The sequence below is a fragment of the Pseudochelatococcus sp. G4_1912 genome, assembly GCF_047501465.1.
GTDB lineage: Bacteria > Pseudomonadota > Alphaproteobacteria > Rhizobiales > Beijerinckiaceae > Pseudochelatococcus.
This window is the reverse complement of sequence record NZ_JAZDRL010000002.1, coordinates 85,441-103,348: the sequence shown is the minus strand read 5'-3', so window position 1 is coordinate 103,348 and position 17,908 is coordinate 85,441. Positions and strand designations below refer to the sequence as shown.

Below are 17,908 nucleotides of genomic sequence, written 5' to 3'. Positions count from 1 at the left end.
CTAGGATTTTGACCATCGGGAGCAAAAAGAACGGTCATATGAAGCTGGATTTAAGCAAGAAGATCATTAACTTTCTTAGCCAGCACCAGGGGCAAAAATTCACTGCCCGTGAATTGGCCGAATGGATATTGCGCGCTTTTCCAGATGAATGCGAAGCCAAGCGTATACGTAGCAGAGCTACCATCACCACGCTTGATGATGACAATGCCCTCCTACAGCAAATCGTGGCAGAGATAGGATCCCAGCGTCAGCGCCTGCAAAGCCGCAGTCCTCATTTAAAAACAACAGAGGAGCGGCCCAGAAAATATTATTATACCACTCAAACGGATCAGGCTGAAATTGAGGAGGCAGAGTCCGATCGCCCTATTACAGCTTCCGATGAGCATGCTATAGTTCGACATTCTGAACATGACTTATACTCTATGCTCTCCGCCTTTCTCTGGGCAGAATATGGCATATATAGCAAGCGCATAGATGAAAAACGCTCTTCCAATAACCGCGGAACAAACGGCAATAAATGGCTTTATCCTGATGTGGTAGCCATGGAAGATTTAACTACTGACTGGGATCCAAAGATTAAGGCTTGCGTACAACAGCATGCAGACAGAAAGACCAGGCTCTGGTCATTTGAAGCAAAGCTGCTCATTAACCGCTCTAACGTACGCCAGACATTTTTTCAGGCAGTCTCAAATTCTTCTTGGGCGAACTTTGGCTATCTGGTTGCCGCCGAATTGGAGGGCTCTGATACCAAGCGCGAATTGCAGATTCTTTCAGCCTTACATGGCATTGGCTTTATTCTGCTTGATCCCAAGACCCCGGTTGAAAGCCAAGTGTTAATTCCGGCAAAAGAGCGGACTGAAATCGATTGGGATACGGCAAACCGCTTAGTTGAAGAAAATCGCGATTTCAGGGATTTTATTGAAGAGATAACTTGCTTCTATCAGACAGGGAGAACCAAGCCTTCTGATTGGGGGATTATCATCGAGGACTAATTTCGTTCCAGAGTTGCAATAACCTTCAATACCTTCTGATCGCATTCGAAGGAGCCCCACCATTGCTCTTGCTCCCCAATCTGACGGCGCTCCAGCATCAAGGTGAAGTGATTTACTCCCATCACTTTGGAGCAGGCAAAATCTCCCAGCTCGAACCATGCTTTCCGGGCGGATGTGGTGGCCGCGCGCTTTACCGTGCTGGCATAAATATCGAGCAGCGCATCAACTTCTGCATCGCTGCATTTGTCATTCTGGACATCCTCAATGATGGCTTTGTAAAATAATTTGCTCATGCCTATCACCTTGTTTTTGCAGTGTTTGTATAGACATGAACGCTCTCTTCCGAGAACATAGCAACTGAATAAAGAGGACAAGCTATTATATGGATAGATAATACATCAGCCTATTTCAGTTCTCATTAAAATCCCGCATTATATGTCAAATACCTCATAGATTGGATGGTAAGATGAGCACAGCAAGCAGATTACAAATTGAAAATTATTTAAAAAAATGGGTGAATTCGAGCGATAATCCTAAATTTGCTGTTCTTCTGGACGGACCATGGGGGAGCGGCAAAACATTTTTTATTGATAAGATTCTTAAAAAAAGCGACTTCACGGATAAAAAACGTATATATATTTCTCTATTTGGCATAGCTAATATTCAAGATTTTGAACGTCAGTTATTTTATGCGGGATTGTCACGAACTAAGAAGTTATTACATAAAGGAACAAACCTGTGCACGTCAGCAATATCAAGCACGCTTAATATAAGCAGTGGAAATATACTTCAAGGGTCAGTGAATATATCTAAAGCAGTAAATAAAATTATTGATCAAACAATCATATCCAATGATTCTATATCCAATTCTTTTATTGTTATAGATGACTTAGAACGATGTAACTTTAGCATTCCTCATTTGATGGGAGTTATTAATAATTACATTGAGCATGGGAATGCACGAGTTATTATAGTTGCAAACTCTCAGAAAATAAAAAGTAAAAAATTCCTGCAATTCCGCGAGAAGATTATAGGCCAATATTTTGAGCTCCCACCGGATCCGGAAGCTGCCATTGATGTTATTATTCAACAAAATGCAAATCATAAAGTAAGAAAAATAATTGAATTGCACTCCCCCCAAATAAAAGAACTATACAGCCTGTCAAAAATAAACAACTTAAGGGCGCTCTATCAATTCATAGCTCAACTTAATGAGATTCTTTTGTCAACGAATGAAAAATACATAAACAACAATAACTTAATTCGAAGTCTAATTGAGCAATTATTTATATTTTTTATGGAATACAAGTTAAACCTTGATGAATCTATAGAGAGATTGACACCTGATAACCTGCTTCCTGAGTTCGGTGCCGACGATCCAGAGAATAGGTTTTTTTATGTAACACAGACAGATACGAAAGAAACGCCGTCATCGAAAGCGCGGATAATACAAAAATACAAAGTTGGACCGTGGAATATTACAGTAATTACTATAAAGCAATGGATTTCAATTCTATCTACCGGTATCATCGATAAGGAATGGTTTAATAAGGAACTTTCCAGTGCCAGTGAGGTTTCAGGAATGGCAGACTGGCCTTCCTGGAAACGTTTGTGGCATCTATATCAACAGGACTTCTCTGTTGAATCACACAGCCAATTTGAAAATGACATAACTGAAATAATAGCAAATATTAATAATGGTAAATATATCGATCCACGGATATTCTTGCATGTTGCAGGTGTTTTACTAATGCTCTCCAAGGAGGAATTAATTACTGAAGATGCGGTCTATTGGCAGGATCACCTTATAAAATATATTGATGAAAAAATATATCCTAATTTAAGTTTAGAGTTCTACGATGCCATGCATAATCATATCGCTGGCTTTAGCGGATCCGGTTATGAAGAGCTCGGATATGCAGAAAAGAACAGCAAGGAATTTAGAGAAATAATTGATCATCTAAATCGTTGCATAGCTAAATGGTATGCTAATTGGCAAGAAAAAGATGTAGGAACATTTCTTTTAACAAAAATGAAGAATAATTATTATGATTTTCTAGGTGAGTTGATAGTAATTAATGGCTGCGGCACTCAACGTTTTTACAAGACGCCCATTCTAACCGCGATACCCCCCAAAGATTTTGTAGATGCATGGACTACACTACCAAGAATGCAAGAAAATATTTTAATTGAGAATCTTAAGAAACGGTATCAAAATCAACATAACCTTTTAGAGCAAGAGAGCTCCTGGTGGGAGAAAATTCAAGTGGAGCTTCACAATTATCAGAAAAAGATAATATTTCCCCCGCGCGCAGTGCAAATAAAATATCTTATTAATAACGTTGGAGATATTCTACAGATGCGCGATGAGTTGGGATAGCTCTGATGAAGACACTATTCCCCAGAAGACAGCCATTTCTTATACATTCGCATTCGAAGTATTGCGGCCTCAGCAAACGTCATCCCACAAAGCCCCAACATAAATCCAACTGCGCCCTCAAGCCCCGTAGCATGATACCCTATACTAGATAGCCACTTACACAGGATCGAGGTGACTGCAGGCGTGCCGTATCCAGCTGTCAGCCCGCCAACGATGACAGCGCTTGTCGCTGTGATGGCTCCATAACGGCCAACTACAAGCGAGCGGACAACACCTCCTGCAACACCGGCAATCAGATGCACCAGTTTCACGCCAAAGGCTGTAATCTCTTGGCTATTGTGAAATTCACTCATTCGCACTGCCCTTCTGCGTATTGGATGCTTGTTGCCCAAAGGCCCACCTCAGCTGCGCGACGGTTAACCAGTCCAGCTAGTACCTTGCTACCCACCTTGTTCCAGCGCGAAAGCTCGACTGGCACAGCGAGGTAATTGCCTTGGTTGAGCTTTTTCAGCAGTGTGGATTTATTAAATGCAGCCGCACCAACATTGAAAGCGAACGACACCAGCGCACCAAACTGGTTATCCGTGAGCGGCACCTTCACGGCCCGATCAACTGCGCGCTCAAATCGGGCGAGATCGCCCATCAGCAACTTGTCAGCCTGCGCCTGTGTGATTTGCATGCCGGGCTTTACATCTGGCCCTGTATGACCGTAACCGATGGTCAAGATGCCGGCTGGATCGCGATAAGCGATCAAGCGACATCCTTCCCATTGCTTCAGCTTTTCGATAACAAACGGCGTGACTTTACGGGCCATGATAGCCTCCATAGAAAAAGCCCACACAGGGTGGGCGATATGCATTGATCGGGGTTGGATGAGCCAGATAAGATCTGCGGCCTCATTGCACAGGCACATCTTTCACTGGCACATTCGAGATGATCACTTCTGACGCCTCAGTCGGCTGGCCGCTGGCGGTGTATTTCAGCTGCACCGGCTTTATCGCGGCCCAGGCGAACAGCTCCCGGATTTTCGGCACGTCATTCAATGTCAGGATAAAATTGCCCTTGAGGTTCTTCAGCACCGTCGACAACTCCTCAAACTCGGCACGTTCAAACATGTTCTTGCCGTAGTAATCCTCGACACCCCAGTATGGCGGATCGAGGAAAAACAGCGTGTGCGCACGATCCCAACGGTCTATGAATTTCTGCCATGGCAGGCATTCGATATAGACACCGGCCAACCGTTCATGCGTTGCCTCAAGCAGCGGCATGAGACGTGTGACATCAAATTTTGATGGATCGCCCGTGGATATTCCGAATGTCCGCCCTCCGACCTTGCCACCGAAGGACAGCTTTTGCAGGTAGAGGAACCGCGCTGCTCTTTCGAGATCGGTCAGTGTATCCGGATCAGTTCGCAGCAGACGCTCGAACTCTGACCGGCTTGTGAGTTGCCATTTCAGCACATCCAGAAACGCCTGATAGTGGCGCTGCAGCACACGGAAGAAAGTTGCGATGTCCTTTGACAGGTCATTGACAACCTCGACTCTTGGCCGCGCATCCCGACGGAAAAACACTCCGCCCATGCCCATGAACGGCTCGCAATAAAGTGTATGCGGAATGTCGTTGATCATTGGCACAAGCACTTTGGACAGCACTCTTTTGCCGCCGATATATCCTGCAAGCGTACTCATCGGACGCACCGGCTGCGGAGCCACTGGAGCATTGGTATGTAACGTAGCCATATCATTCAGAACCATTGTTGCCTCATAATAAAAATGCCGCCTCGAAGGGCGGCATGGATGGAATTGATAAAGGTTTGGATCAATCCGGAGAGAGGTCCGGATCGTAGGGAAACTGCACTTCAGCCTCACCAGACTTGGCCAACTTCTTCTTGCTCTGGCCGCTTTCAACACCGCGCTTCGCAGACACCCGCGTAGTGTAGCCAGACTTGCTGAATTCATGCGTGGCGGTATCAACCGTCCAGATCAGATCATCGATACCAGGTCGTACATCTGACAGGCGCAGGGGCTGGCCTGCTTTCAGATCCGGATTACCCAGCACCGAGAGTTCAAGCGTATCAGAATCCGCCTGCTGCTCGCGCGATTTGGCTTGTGCAGCTTTCAGCGCTTCATCCTCCGAGGCGTAGGTTTCCGGCAGGCTATAGGAGGCTGATGCTTCAGCATCGGATTCAATCTCGACTTCCTTGCGCTGTTGCTTGCCCTTGTCCTGCCATTTCGCTACGACCCGTTTATGCTTGCCGCGATCCGCAAACCGCACACGGCAGGTGCCGACGATGATATCGGAGCGATGCAGGACAAGCGTTGCCAGCGAACGACCAGAACCGGAAAGCCCGGCAGAGCGCTCTGCAAAGATCAGCTTGCCGTCCTTGAATGTCACCATCGCTCCGTGGCGCTCGGCCATGCGTGTCAGCAGGTGCATGTCGGATTCGTCAAGCTGGCCTAGCCAGTCGTACTTGAGCCCCGCCACCTTGTCCGACACGACAGGCTCAAGCCCATGATCGGCGGCAATTGTCTCGACCACCTCCTTGACGGTCTTGCCATCAAAGTGACGCGTCTTTTGCTCCTTGAGTGTCGCCCGCACATCGGCCGATTTGCCGCTGATGGTCATGCCAAAAGGTAGGCATGAAAGCTCAACTGAATCCACGACAAAGGTGCCCATGTAGCGGGTGCCGGTTTCCTGATATCCAAGCCATGCTCGTATCTTCGCGCCGGTTTTAGGGATCTCCAGAAAAGGGTTTCCGTCTAATAGCTCAATGCTCATTCCATCAGCCTCACTGCCAGCCTTATCCGTGATGGTCAGACGGATGAGTCTTGACCAGAATGCGCCAGCTACCTCGCGGCCATTGACCTCCACACTTGCAATCGGATGATGCATAGCACTATTCCCAAAGGGCGATTGTTTGCTGATTGCGATCTGTCACTGGCCTATCTGGCAAGATGATCTCGATGTCGGCAGCATATGGCTGCGGAATTGCTGCCAATCCTGGATTAGCGGCGAGCACGGCCTCAACAGTGCCTTTGTGCTGGCCGTAGTAGCGGTGGCAGATCAGATCGAGGATATCGCCATCGATGGTGGTGATTGTTGCAGCCATCAGAAGAACCCTATGGATTGAGAGGCCCCGCCAGATTGCCCGCTACCCGCTTGCTCAAAGCGTTTCAGCTCTATGCTCCAGGCGTTCTTGCATGGCGTGCCTCGCGGATCGATAAAGGCGCGCTCTTCGTTCACACTCTCGATCACGAATTCGCCAAATACCCCACCATTGAGTGAGACCAGCATCAACGGCTCGCCCTTTTGTGCAGCTGCGCGGATACCTTCGAGGTTATCCTCCCCGCCGAATTCTGCCGGAAACAGCACGCCCTTGATGGAGACAGTCTCGCTCTTGGGGCCAGTCCATTGCAGCACCTCCATCCGATCCACCACATCGACGGATGACCATGAGGTTGTAAGGCTGCGGGTTACATCGGTATAGCCAAAGCCGTGCGCTTCAAAAGCATATGGCCCAAGCGACATTGTGACAGGCCCGGACATGCGATATAATTCCTAGTTGAAGCTGCATCGTCTTTTTTAAAAAGAGAGGTGGAAATGAATAATATTGGCTCAGATCCTGAGAAGTTCATTGTTGAACACAATCACTCGGAAGTGTTTGTTGGATTCTTAAATGTTCCTATTGTTCCAGAGCCAGCTAAATGGCAGAGGCAAGAAACATACCAATTACTGACCGAAGCTCTTGAAGCAATTGCCAATACACGCGATCAATACAGTTCGTATATTGTAAATATACGATCGTCTAAAGCAGACATAACGCTTGATCGTGAGGATATTACCCGGCTTGTCGAATGGCATATCCTTCATCGACATCAATCATAATCAAACAACGCACCTTCCAGCCTGTGTGAGACCTTGCTGCTAATCTCGCGGGCGATGGCTTCTGGATCGATGCCGTTTGCACCTGAGATCGTGATCTGGATGTGGTTTGTCTGATTGACAGGTGGCCTTGTTGACTGGTGCGATACCGCCCCGGCAGCAGGCGCTTGATAACCTTGTTGCATAATCGCCTGAACGGTAGGTTCAGGCATCGTATAGGCACCAAGGTTGGGTGTTGCAGCAGCAGGCACTGCATAAGCTGCAGCCCCCAATGCTGCAGTGGTTTTGAGCAAGCGGGTGATGTTGGCCGGCAGGATGAACCCATCCCGCTTTGGTGCGAACAGTTCCGGCCCACGTTCACCGACAAGGTAAGTGCCGCCTGATGCAACAGGGCCACCACTTGCACGAGCGCCATTGATAGCCTGCTCGCCCTGTGGTGTGACACCAGGCACAGCAGCTGCCTGCCCAGATCCGCCAAACCATGAACCGACTGCGCTGCCAATACCCTTGGCACCTTCCCACGCCTTGCCGATCCAGCCAACAAGCGCCTGGAATTTCTCGATCACACTCATGATCGCAACACCAACAATGGTGCCAATGGTTTCACCCCAGCTGCGCCATTCATCGCCGTTGGACTGCACTTCACCGGTTAGCGCAGAGATCTTTTCCCATAGCCATGACACACCATCGAGAACCGGCTGGATCGCTGGCATGACGGAAGCAAGGGCTGCCTTCAGTCCAGAGCCAAAACCTTCAAAGAAGGCCACCAGTCCTGACCAGTTATTGTAAATCCATACACCTGCCATAGCGACAGCCACAGCAATTGCACCGATACCGGTTGAGATCAGCGCAACCCGCATTGCGATAAAGGCCCCACGCACCAATGCCATCGGATTCAACAGCGCCAGCAGGCTGCGGCCAAACATCGAAAGTGCCGTACCTGTACCAAGCCCTGATACAATCCAGCTAAATGAAGCGGCTGCCAGAGCAAGTCCCCGGAAACCGGCGATAAACGGGCCAAATGTTATAGCAAGCAGCATGCGTCCAAGTGAGGCAACAGCCCCACCAGCAGCCAGGATACCACGTGCTGACATGAGACCGATCGAAGCAATCTGCAGAAAACCACCCTTGAGGAACAACAACCCCCACTGCGCTGCTATCGCTGCCACACGGAAGGCGACTAGCCCACCAACGGCCAGAACCACATTGCGAACGAGCTTGCCATTGGCTTCTACAAACTCACGCACCTGATGAATGAGGGGCATCAGACCTGCTGCCGTATCATCGATAATCGGCAGCAGCGCATCGCCGATAGCTTTGCTTAAGTTGCCAAAGGTGTTGGTCAGAAGCTGCAGGCCGTTTTCTGTTGTTGCAGAACGCGCCTGATATTCTTTCTCGGCCGATCCCAGATAGTCTATTTCATTCTCAACAAGCCCAAGGTTCTTCTTGAGCAAATCGAGATTAGTGATGATTGGCCCAAGCGCACGCGCCTCATCACCGAAGAGCTGGGAAGTGACTGATGCACGCATATGCGCGGGCAGTTTATTGATGCGCTCAAGCACCGTTATTGTGGATTTGACAGCATCCTTTTGCATGGCCTTCGCCAGCTTGACGCTATCAATTCCCAAAGCACCTAATGCCTGTCGTTGAGCTTTGGTGGCGTTACCGCCTTTAACGAGCGCCCGACCCATGTTGTTGAACGAGGTGGCAGCAACATCCGACTGCGCACCTGCACCAACCATGGCCGCACCGAAGGCTGCAACCTGTGTGGCCGTAAACCCGAACTGCTTGCCCTGCGCACCTACGCGGCGAACAATATCGAGGACATCTTTCGCAGCTGCTGGCCCATTGTTCGACAGATGGTTCATGCTGTCTGAAAGCGCAGACACACCTGCGATCGACAGGTTGAGACCCGTCATCATTTTGGCAAGAGACTCGCCCGCCTCGCTTGCGCTGACATCAAAAGCCACACCAACCTTTGCCGCCATTTCCGTGAACTCGATCAACTGATCTTTCGGAATGCCCGATTGACCCGCAGCTGCAACGATCTGTGTCAGCTCTTTTGACGCCATCGGGATGCGCTCGGACATGTCCGTCACATCCTTGGAGAACTGCTTGAATTCGGCAGGCGTATCGAAGTCCACTACCTTCTTGACATCGGCCATGGCGGATTCAAATTCCATCGCCGCTTTGACCGGTGCCGAGATCGCGCGTGCCAGCGCATAGCCAACCGCAGCTGCTTCCACCATGCGCCCGCGCATGGCATCCATCTGGGCATTGTTCGCTTTGATGCGATCCTGAACACCTTTCAGCGCGGCATTCACGCCGCGCATGGGGCCGGTAACCTGATCAATCAGCGAGACGATCAGCTTGGAAGTAAGAACGGCCATGTTTGATCTCTTATGAAGCGCCGCTTTCGGCTTTCAGGATACGGCTGGCTGATGCGAGGTAGGCGTCAAATCGACCGATCTCCATATCCTCGATCTGATCGATTGAGGTGTGCAGATGGCGCGCCAGAGCGGCTACCGCATCGATGTGGGGATAGCCTCGTTTGCGTCTGCCGTCTGTCCAGCCAGACGGCTCCCCAACTTTCCCATGAGCGGACGGATTTCCTCGCCGATCTTTTCAAAGTCATCAAGATCCAGCTCTTCAATGACACCCATTGGCACACCCGCAACGGAGGCGAAGATGGTTATGCTCTTGCGCATCTCGCCATCCACCAGATCAGATGCAACGAGGTCTTTGGCCTTGAGTTTGCGGAATGTCAGGCTGGTATAGGTCTTGCCCTGATATTCGACAGGCAAACCAAGCTGCATCGTAATTGTATCGGACATCATAAGCTCCAAATGAAAAAGCCCGCACGAGGCGAGCACTGACAGCGGTTGCAGATTTAATGATTAGAGAAGAAGCGCGTTGCGAATGCTCTGATACTGGCTGACGCCATTCACCTTGATATCGAAGTCATCCATCTCGATGATAGAGCGCCCGCCGATCTCCAGCTTGAACTCATGCACCGACAGATTGAACGTGGTTTCAGCCTTTGAGCCTGCTTCCCATGCACCAGGATCAAACTGGCGCAGGAACCCGCGCAGATAAGAGATAGCGCTTGTCGTGGTGCCATCCTCATCAACGAGCGCACCCGTAACGAGAAAGTCCTTCACTACACCTGGTGCCAAGCCAAACAGGCCGATTACAGCCGGATCAAAGGCGGTTTCAACGAATGAGGCTTCAAGCTTGGAATAGCCGAGGTTTACGTCACGAGCCTTGATCATACCCGCGTTGCGGAATTCCTCGACTGTGACCTCGGGTGTCGGCAAGGTCACTTCCCGCGCCTGACCGACACGGGAGATGCGATCCACGAAGATCGTGGCGTTGCGTAGAATAAGGCGTGGCTGTTCAGATGCCATGTTACTTTCTCCTGATCTATCAAGCTGCGCTCAGAACGCCGTCACTGGTTTCAGCCAGCACCCGGTCGCGCAGAACGGCGTAGTAGGTGATGTCGCGATGCGCGATAATGCGGATGTCTTCCATGGGTGCGGGAGGCTCAAAAGCCACGCCCAGCGTTATGCGTCCCTGCGCCATGGTCTCATTGGTGTTACGCTCTGGATCAAGCCAGACACGACCGCCGAGGATCGCGCCTTCAGCCTGAAGCATCTTGAGGAAGGCATTGCCGCTCTCGATCAGGAGCTTGAGGTTTGCCATCGAGAATGGCCGATCCACGAAGTCGAGATAAGCACGCTCAATCGCTTCATTGATGAAGTCCGCTGTGCGGCGCACCGACAGGAACTGCCACAGATCATCGCCCGTTGCGACGCGGTTGCCCCAGGTGCGATAGCCCTCGCCGTTCAGGTTGATGATGGTGGCAACAGCCCTCTCGTTGAGGTAGTTCGCCTGCTCGCCATAGGTGACGGGACGGGTGATGCCAGTGATGCCGTTGATTGGCTTATTGGACAACGACCACCAGAACCCGAATTGCCGATCCACTCGGCACTGCACTCCAGCAAAGCGTGCTGATGCAGGACGCGGCACATTGGCATTGGCGACCGTATCCCAGACCTGCACTTTTGGATCGACGATATAGATGCGCTGGCTGTTGATCAGACTGCGATAGGCCACTGCGGCTTCATCCATTGTATCCGGCCCATCGACAAAGGCAACAGCGCGCAGCTTTTCCGTCACGCCCATCAACTCGGCCACTACCGGATTGATGGTTGTGCCTGCATTCGCTGTTGCAGTAGCACCGCTACCTGCACCGCCTGAAATGGCGACAGTTGGATTGACGTAGCCAAAGCCGGGCTTGCGGATGATGAAGCCGGTGATCTTGCCATCTGCGACAAGAGCCTCGGCAACAGCACCCGTTCCGCCTCCGCCGCTAAAGACAATGGTAGGTGCAGATGTGTAGCCCGACCCACCTTCAGTGATGGTCACGGCCGTGACGACACCGCCGACAACCGTTGCCACAGCCTGCGCGCCTGCGCCATCACCAGTGAACGTCACTGTTGGCGCAGTCTTGTAGCCGGAACCACCTACCGAGACAGCCACAGTTGCCACTGTATCAGAGGCCAATGTCGCGGTAGCGGTTGCACCCGTTCCACCTTGACCCGTGATCGTCACTGTGGGTGCTGAGGTATAACCCACGCCCTGGCTGGTAACATTGATGCTGGCAATGCCATCAACTGGCGTGGAAGCTGTAAAGCCTGGCGCGATCAGAATGCGAGGCTTCAGCCCGAACCTGCTTTCGCAGGCAAGCGCCGCATGAACGCCAGTCATGGCAGTGCTATCACCGACAATACGCGACAGCGTATCAGCCGCATCGACACCTTCGCCAACACGGTGCATAAACACCAATGGCCCATGCTGATCGAAGATGTCATCGACAGCGGCTTTCAGGGTGCCGGTATTGCCAAGCGTGCGGGCTTTCGCCGGACTCCCCTTGAGCAGGACAGTCTCACCTTCCGGCCATTGTGCGGGATCAGCATCGGGTGCAGTGCCGATAAGAAAGATAACCGCTGATTGGTCAGTTCTGATCAGAACCGGGTTTTCTCCGCTCTCGGATACGCGCGTGCCATGGTGAAAGGATATATCTGCCATTGATGGCCTCCAGACATAAAAATACCCGCCGAGGCGGGTGCAAATTGGAACCTGTGATTTTGTTGATCAGGATGGCCAAACGGGCACTACCGCCCGTGCCGTTGCTTCATCTGAGGCCGCATCGATCTGCGCCTTGGCAAACAGGCGCGCCTGTTCGACTTGGCCTCCAATGGCCTGCCATTGGTTATGCATAATCAGGACAACCGCTGCGACATCAGCAAGCGTGGCTCCTGTAATCCCGACTTCCATGGATAGGAATGGATATTCACCTGCACCATCAGTTTCGGCATAGCGCTGCGCTTCCGCAGCTTTGGCCTGATAGGTCATGGCCTGTCCGCTGCCGGAGGTAATGTATCTGTGCCGCTCAACCTCTGCTGCTGCATCAACGGCAGCCTTCAGCGCGACCTTCAGAGCATCAAGATCCACCGGCGGCAATGCCGGAGGTGTGAAAACACCCTCGCTGTAACTCCAGCCAATGGAGACACCTTCATCGCATGGGATTGCGTTAAACAGCGCGGCATCCTCAATGCTCTCAAGCAGGATGATATTGGTTACTTTTCTATGTTCAACAATTGCTGCAATTGACATCGCCTGTCCTCAATAACGAATGATAATCATGCCCTGGGCACCGCTTCCTCCGGCGTTGGTGTTGCCACCTCCTCCGCCTGATCCGCCGCCACCCGGAGACTGGCCGGGGCCGCCCGTGTAAGTGGTGACAGCCGCGCCAGCACCTCCGAATGCAGCGCTTCCACCATTGCCGCCATGGGCACCGCCTGAGATGTTTCCTGATCCCGACCCGCCATAACCGCCACTTATGTTGATACTGCCGCCTGTCGCGGATCCGCCAGCTCCACCGCTGCCGACCGGATTGGATCCGCCTCCACCACCACCGTTGGCAACCAGAGCGCCGAATGTCGTGTTGCCGCCATTTGCCCCTCCGCCACCTGGGTTGCTGTAGCCTCCTGCGCCCACCGTGGCCGCTATTACCTGTCCCGGTGTGACCGCGAGTCTGGCACGACAGTAACCTCCTCCTCCGCCGCCACCCGCAGATTGGCCAACGGTACCAACACCGCCTCCCCCACCTCCAGCGCCCCACAATTGAACATCGATGTAACTGACACCGGATGGCACCGTGAAGTTTCCAGATGCGGTCACGATGTGCAATCCGGCTTGAGGCCGCGCTGCTATCGCTGCATTGGTGAAAGCCGTGGTCGCAATCTGCGTCGTGTTCGTGCCAGTGCTTGCAGTGGGCGCTGTTGGCGAGCCGGTAAAAGCAGGGGATGCGAGCGGTGCCTTGTCATCGATTGCCAGCTCCAGCGATGCAAGATCAACGGCTAAGGCCTTGTCGCCTAATGCAGCGATGAGACCCGCCACATCTTCAAGAGCATGTGTATGCTCGGCAGGCGGAAAGTCTGCTGGCTTATCGGTGATATCAGGCCATGCAATATCATCGGAGGGTATTGCGGCAATTGTGGTTGCAACGAATGCCGTTGTTGCAATTTGCTCTGTGCTGGTTCCTGCTTCAGCGGTGGGCGCTTCCGGAATGCCTGTCAGTACAGGAGATGCAAGCGGTGCCTTATCCGCCACCGCCAGTTCAAGATCTGATACATCTTCGGCCAGCCCAATGACACTCCCCGCCAGATCAGACAGATCCTCGGCGATGGCTGCAACAGTCGATGCAGCAGCCTTCGCATCCAGAGCATCATCCAGTCCGACAACATCCGCAATTGCATGCTGATGCTCAATTGGCAGAAATGCGTCCGGCTTGTCTGCCATATCCTCCCACGTGGGAGGCGGCAATGGTTTTGGCGTAGCGGCTGCGACAAGAGCCGACAGCGGGACAGCAATAAGCTCTGCTCCATCAATCGCGGGCAACAGCTCATCGCCATGCAAACCTTCCCGCAAGGGCACATCACTCCGGGAAGCCAGATCAAGTGCATTATTATTTGTCATCACGCTCACCATCTGATGATGATCAACCCGGAAGCGCCTGCGCCGCCGGATGAGCTGTAGGAACTACCACCACCTGCACCGCCACCGCCGGGTATTGCGCCTCCGGCAGATATGCCATGCCCAGCTCCGCCGCCGGGACCTCCGAAGGGTGAACCGCCTCCGGCACCGCCCGTCACATCAGAACCGGCTGCTCCAGATGAACCATCACCGCCACGGGCATTGATATCGCCACCTGCCGCGCTGCCACCTTGTCCACCATCGCCGGAAGGATTTGGCCTACCACCACTGCCGCCGTAAGCGGTCATGGAACCGAAGGATGTATTTCCGCCGGTTCCGCCGCCACCGCCGAGTGCGCCAGCTGCACCACCTGCTCCGACAACGCCCGTAAACTGCTGGCCCGGCGTAACAGCAATCAGCTTGCGAGCATAGCCACCACCTCCAGCGCCGCCAGACGAACCACCCATGCCGGTGCTACCACCGCCACCACCGCCGCCCCAGATCGCAACATCAATTTTTGTCACGCCTGCGGGCACGGTGAAGACACCATATGATGTCATCACATGGAGGCCTTCGGGAATGGCGAGAAGGGCTGCGGCAAGGCCGGATGGTGTCACGGCGCGTGTTGTATCGCTTCCAGCTATAGCTTCGGATGTGGTTGCAAGCTCAACAAGACCTGTCCGGTCAATGGTTGCTGTTCGGGCGGATAGACTGGCTGGTGTTACAGCCCGTATTGCATCGGTGCCTGCCTGCACCTCGGCATTGGTGGCAAGTTCAACCAGTCCCCTGTCATCTGTTGTGGCATGCCATTCTGCCCAGCCGGATGTGGTCTTGCGCCAGTAGATTCCTGTATCAGAGGCGCAGACAACTGAACCAGTGGACGCAGTTGCCATGCGCCATACGATGCCGTTCCACATCATCAATTTACCGACCGAACCAGACCATGCCCCGGTTGGCGCAGCAGGCACCAGATAAAGATCACCCTGTACCGGTATTGCTGGTGGCGTCCTCACTGTCGCGCTGTTGACCGCTATAAATGGTGGGCGCATGAGGCGGGCAATATCCACGCCAGAATCTGGCAAGAAGTTCACTGTGATCTGCGCCGTGGATGAGACCGGAAACACGATATCCGTGGTCAGCTCCACAGCCGCACCTTGCCCCGGTGCGCGCTTCTCCACCAGCGGATGACGAGCGATGGCAATCAGATCACCATCCGCATCAAACACACCGATCTCACGGATGTTGAACGGCCCCTCTGTCTCAGGAATGACAGCAGTTACCCGCCACATCTGCAGATTGACCGGATCGCGCCCGCTTGACACTACCCCGTAGGTATTGCCGACACGATGCACCAGATCAAGCATAGTCTCATTAGGCGTGATCTCGGCCCCGTTGCCATCGCCCACCCGGATCGTTTGCAAAACCAGCGGCGTTCCGCCAATCGCAGCGGCGAGTTTCTGCTGCCCGGCAAGCGTCAACACGCCCAGGTAATCATTAGCAGCCATGGTTAGTCCTGTGATTTTTATTGAACAGTAATTACAACGCGCATGCGGCTACGAACTGCAACGCCTGCAAAGAGCGAAGCACGCGCACCAAGTTGGGTAACGGGATCGGTGACGGGCGATACGCGGATATGCGAGCGCACAACAGCGCCACAATTGACGGGAACGTTAGCCCCGGAAACATGCATCTCAACCGCCTCAAGCCATGAACGCACGTTCTTGGCCCGAAGCGAGATCCGCTCAATGCTTTTGACTTCGCTGTCCGTCCATGGGCGACCAAATGGCGAGGTCAGTTTGTAACGATAAGTATAGGGCTCACGGGGCGGAACAGTCTGCCACCATTCCGTGACCTCTATTCCATAGCCAAGCGCACCTATGGCGATCTGCATGGCGCCTGCACTGCCCTTGACGGCATGGAAGCCCCACGATGCAGCAATCACCGCACGCTGTGTCTCTTCAGGCCAATCACGCTGCCATTCATCAACTGACCACTCCCAGGCGAGCCATGGAAGCAATACAGCCGGGCAACGCTCCCAACTCAGAACATCAGGAATGCTCCATGCATCAGGTAGCTTTGCAAAGGCTGCAGCAAATGCTTCTGAAAGTGCATGCTCATATTCACTTGGATCAGGCAATAATGAGCGCTGCCGACGACCATCCCATGGCCTGCGACCAAACCCGATTGCGCGACCACCAACCGTGACCGGAATTCCGCCAATGACAAGCTGAACGACCGTGCTACCGTCATCATAGGACAAGGTCATTGAGCACATCCGTGGTGACGGTGATCGATTGCGCGAAGGCAGCCTCCTTGGGGCCGGGCACGATATTGGCAGCAGGTAACAGCACCTCGACCATTTCAATCAGCGCTTTTCCCCGTTCATCGACAATGCTGGCTGCAGCCGCAATGCCCGATACGGTCACAGTTGCACCAGCCTTATGCCGATCCGTGACATGGGCCGTCACCCGTGCCAAAGCCCGTTGACGGACAAGTTCATTATCCGGCCCCGGCAGCACTGTCAGTTTGACCGAGACATCATAAGCGATGACTTCTGCCGCCTCGACATATACGGGCCGATCCGTCAATGGCCGTACGGTCGCAGCGGATAGCTTGCTGCTCACCGCGTCCAGAACCGCTTGTGGCGCAGTCCCATCGCCGCGCTTATCAAGCACGATAACAAGCACCTCGCCCGGATCAACCAGACCGCTCTCAGGCCCATAAACGGCAACTGACTTGATCTGCGGATGCGCCTCAAGTGCCCACCAGATATAGGCTCCATAAGGACCAGCCGTGCTAACCGCCTCAACGGCCATCTGACGACGGCGGCGCAGTTCCTCATCGCTTTCCAGAATAGCCGGAACAGGCGGTATCGCCTGCGGATTACCCGGATCAATTACTCGCCGTGTCAGGCCAAACTCTGATGCACGTTGCTCAAGATAAATGCCCCAGGTGGAGGCAAGCATCACCGCACGCACAGCATCATTGTACTGCTGTTTGGCAAGCGTTACCCGCCATGCGCATTCCTCGATCAATGTGAGCGTAGAGTTGTTTTCGAGGAATAGCGTATCAGCCGCAGGAAGCGCCGAATTGATCGCACGCTTGGCATTCCAGCGGGCAACAAAGCTTGCGCGGATAGCATCCACCTCAGCTTCATAATTTGCCGGAAACAGATCAGGCAAACCGCCAAGGCGAGCCAGATCAATATCCTCAAAACGGCTCATAACCTGACCTCTGCCCCTCGGACACCTGCTGGTGTCGTATCACCCAAATGTCCACGCGGCAGATACTGCCCGCGAACCGTGATCGTCAACCGCGCGGAAGCCTCAGCCGTATTAACCTGCACCTTCTCCAGCCTGAACCGTGGCTCACCATACTGACGCCCCTCGATCAGGCGCGGCTGGAGTGCCTCGGCAACGGCACGGATGACGAGCAGCATATTCTGGCTGTTCATGGGAGCATCGATCATGCCCATTAGATCAGAACCAAACAGGCGGCGCATTACCCGTGTGAACCGAGGCGTAGTCAGGCTCAGACCGATTGACTGACTGACATGATCCCAATCGGTAATGATTGCACCTGTCTCACGGTCAAAGCCGACAGAATTCGGCAC

At 52.9% G+C, this 17,908-nt stretch carries 19 protein-coding genes and 1 pseudogene; 3 read left to right on the top strand and 17 right to left on the bottom strand.

Features of this window, described 5'->3' with window-relative positions; genetic code table 11:
• Positions 1-38 precede the first annotated feature (38 nt).
• The gene (locus VRZ32_RS07680) at positions 39-992 is read left to right on the top strand and encodes a COG2958 family protein (RefSeq protein WP_414525163.1); all 954 of its coding nucleotides are present in this window, start codon (positions 39-41) and stop codon (positions 990-992) included.
• On the opposite strand, the gene VRZ32_RS07675 is transcribed toward VRZ32_RS07680, so the two are convergent.
• Positions 989-1,285 (bottom strand): hypothetical protein, encoded by a 297-nt coding sequence (locus VRZ32_RS07675; protein ID WP_414525162.1) that lies wholly within the window; start codon positions 1,283-1,285, stop codon positions 989-991. The genes VRZ32_RS07680 and VRZ32_RS07675 overlap by 4 nt on opposite strands.
• A 173-nt stretch (positions 1,286-1,458) precedes the next feature.
• Here VRZ32_RS07675 and VRZ32_RS07670 point away from each other — a divergent pair, with 173 nt between their 5' ends.
• Entirely contained in the window at positions 1,459-3,372 is a 1,914-nt protein-coding gene (locus tag VRZ32_RS07670) for a P-loop NTPase fold protein (RefSeq protein ID WP_414525161.1), read from the top strand.
• A 14-nt stretch (positions 3,373-3,386) separates the two neighbouring features.
• On the opposite strand, the gene VRZ32_RS07665 is transcribed toward VRZ32_RS07670, so the two are convergent.
• The 6 genes and pseudogenes from VRZ32_RS07665 to VRZ32_RS07640 form a co-directional block, all read right to left on the bottom strand.
• A complete protein-coding gene (locus tag VRZ32_RS07665; RefSeq protein WP_414525160.1) occupies positions 3,387-3,725 on the bottom strand; it encodes a hypothetical protein in 339 nt (112 codons plus the stop codon).
• 32 nt (positions 3,726-3,757) lie between these two features.
• Positions 3,758-4,198: pseudogene (locus VRZ32_RS07660) on the bottom strand (lysozyme); the annotation flags it as partial.
• 70 nt (positions 4,199-4,268) lie between these two features.
• On the bottom strand, positions 4,269-5,126 hold the full coding sequence (locus VRZ32_RS07655) for a DNA adenine methylase (RefSeq protein WP_414525159.1): 858 nt from the start codon (positions 5,124-5,126) through the stop codon (positions 4,269-4,271).
• Positions 5,127-5,190: 64 nt separating this feature from the next.
• Entirely contained in the window at positions 5,191-6,264 is a 1,074-nt protein-coding gene (locus VRZ32_RS07650; RefSeq protein ID WP_414525158.1) for a phage late control D family protein, read from the bottom strand.
• 4 nt (positions 6,265-6,268) lie between these two features.
• On the bottom strand, positions 6,269-6,481 hold the full coding sequence (locus VRZ32_RS07645; RefSeq protein ID WP_414525157.1) for a tail protein X: 213 nt from the start codon (positions 6,479-6,481) through the stop codon (positions 6,269-6,271).
• The gene (locus tag VRZ32_RS07640; protein WP_414525156.1) at positions 6,481-6,918 is read right to left on the bottom strand and encodes a phage tail protein; all 438 of its coding nucleotides are present in this window, start codon (positions 6,916-6,918) and stop codon (positions 6,481-6,483) included. The genes VRZ32_RS07645 and VRZ32_RS07640 overlap by 1 nt, the downstream gene beginning before the upstream one ends.
• A 54-nt stretch (positions 6,919-6,972) precedes the next feature.
• Here VRZ32_RS07640 and VRZ32_RS07635 point away from each other — a divergent pair, with 54 nt between their 5' ends.
• Complete coding sequence (locus VRZ32_RS07635; RefSeq protein WP_414525155.1) at positions 6,973-7,257, top strand: hypothetical protein; 285 nt, start codon at positions 6,973-6,975, stop codon at positions 7,255-7,257.
• Here VRZ32_RS07635 and VRZ32_RS07630 read toward each other — a convergent pair.
• From VRZ32_RS07630 to VRZ32_RS07585, 10 genes are all read right to left on the bottom strand, one after another.
• Positions 7,248-9,644 carry a phage tail tape measure protein gene (locus VRZ32_RS07630; RefSeq protein ID WP_414525154.1) on the bottom strand — a complete coding sequence of 799 codons (2,397 nt, stop codon included), beginning with the start codon at positions 9,642-9,644 and terminating at the stop codon, positions 7,248-7,250. The genes VRZ32_RS07635 and VRZ32_RS07630 overlap by 10 nt on opposite strands.
• A gap of 132 nt (positions 9,645-9,776) precedes the next feature.
• Entirely contained in the window at positions 9,777-10,088 is a 312-nt protein-coding gene (locus tag VRZ32_RS07625; RefSeq protein ID WP_414525153.1) for a phage tail assembly protein, read from the bottom strand.
• 63 nt (positions 10,089-10,151) lie between these two features.
• Entirely contained in the window at positions 10,152-10,661 is a 510-nt protein-coding gene (locus VRZ32_RS07620) for a phage major tail tube protein (protein WP_414525152.1), read from the bottom strand.
• Between the two features lie 19 nt (positions 10,662-10,680).
• Entirely contained in the window at positions 10,681-12,345 is a 1,665-nt protein-coding gene (locus VRZ32_RS07615) for a phage tail sheath subtilisin-like domain-containing protein (protein WP_414525151.1), read from the bottom strand.
• Positions 12,346-12,411: 66 nt separating this feature from the next.
• Complete coding sequence (locus VRZ32_RS07610; protein WP_414525150.1) at positions 12,412-12,933, bottom strand: hypothetical protein; 522 nt, start codon at positions 12,931-12,933, stop codon at positions 12,412-12,414.
• A 9-nt stretch (positions 12,934-12,942) separates the two neighbouring features.
• Positions 12,943-14,298, bottom strand: coding sequence for a glycine-rich domain-containing protein (locus tag VRZ32_RS07605; RefSeq protein WP_414525149.1), 1,356 nt, complete (start codon positions 14,296-14,298; stop codon positions 12,943-12,945).
• Between the two features lie 5 nt (positions 14,299-14,303).
• Positions 14,304-15,800, bottom strand: coding sequence for a phage tail protein (locus VRZ32_RS07600; RefSeq protein ID WP_414525148.1), 1,497 nt, complete (start codon positions 15,798-15,800; stop codon positions 14,304-14,306).
• A 17-nt stretch (positions 15,801-15,817) separates the two neighbouring features.
• Positions 15,818-16,561 (bottom strand): phage tail protein I, encoded by a 744-nt coding sequence (locus VRZ32_RS07595; protein ID WP_414525147.1) that lies wholly within the window; start codon positions 16,559-16,561, stop codon positions 15,818-15,820.
• Positions 16,545-17,519 carry a baseplate J/gp47 family protein gene (locus VRZ32_RS07590; RefSeq protein ID WP_414525146.1) on the bottom strand — a complete coding sequence of 325 codons (975 nt, stop codon included), beginning with the start codon at positions 17,517-17,519 and terminating at the stop codon, positions 16,545-16,547. Before VRZ32_RS07590 ends, VRZ32_RS07595 begins: the two co-directional genes overlap by 17 nt.
• Positions 17,516-17,908 (bottom strand): GPW/gp25 family protein, encoded by a 393-nt coding sequence (locus VRZ32_RS07585; protein ID WP_414525145.1) that lies wholly within the window; start codon positions 17,906-17,908, stop codon positions 17,516-17,518. Before VRZ32_RS07585 ends, VRZ32_RS07590 begins: the two co-directional genes overlap by 4 nt.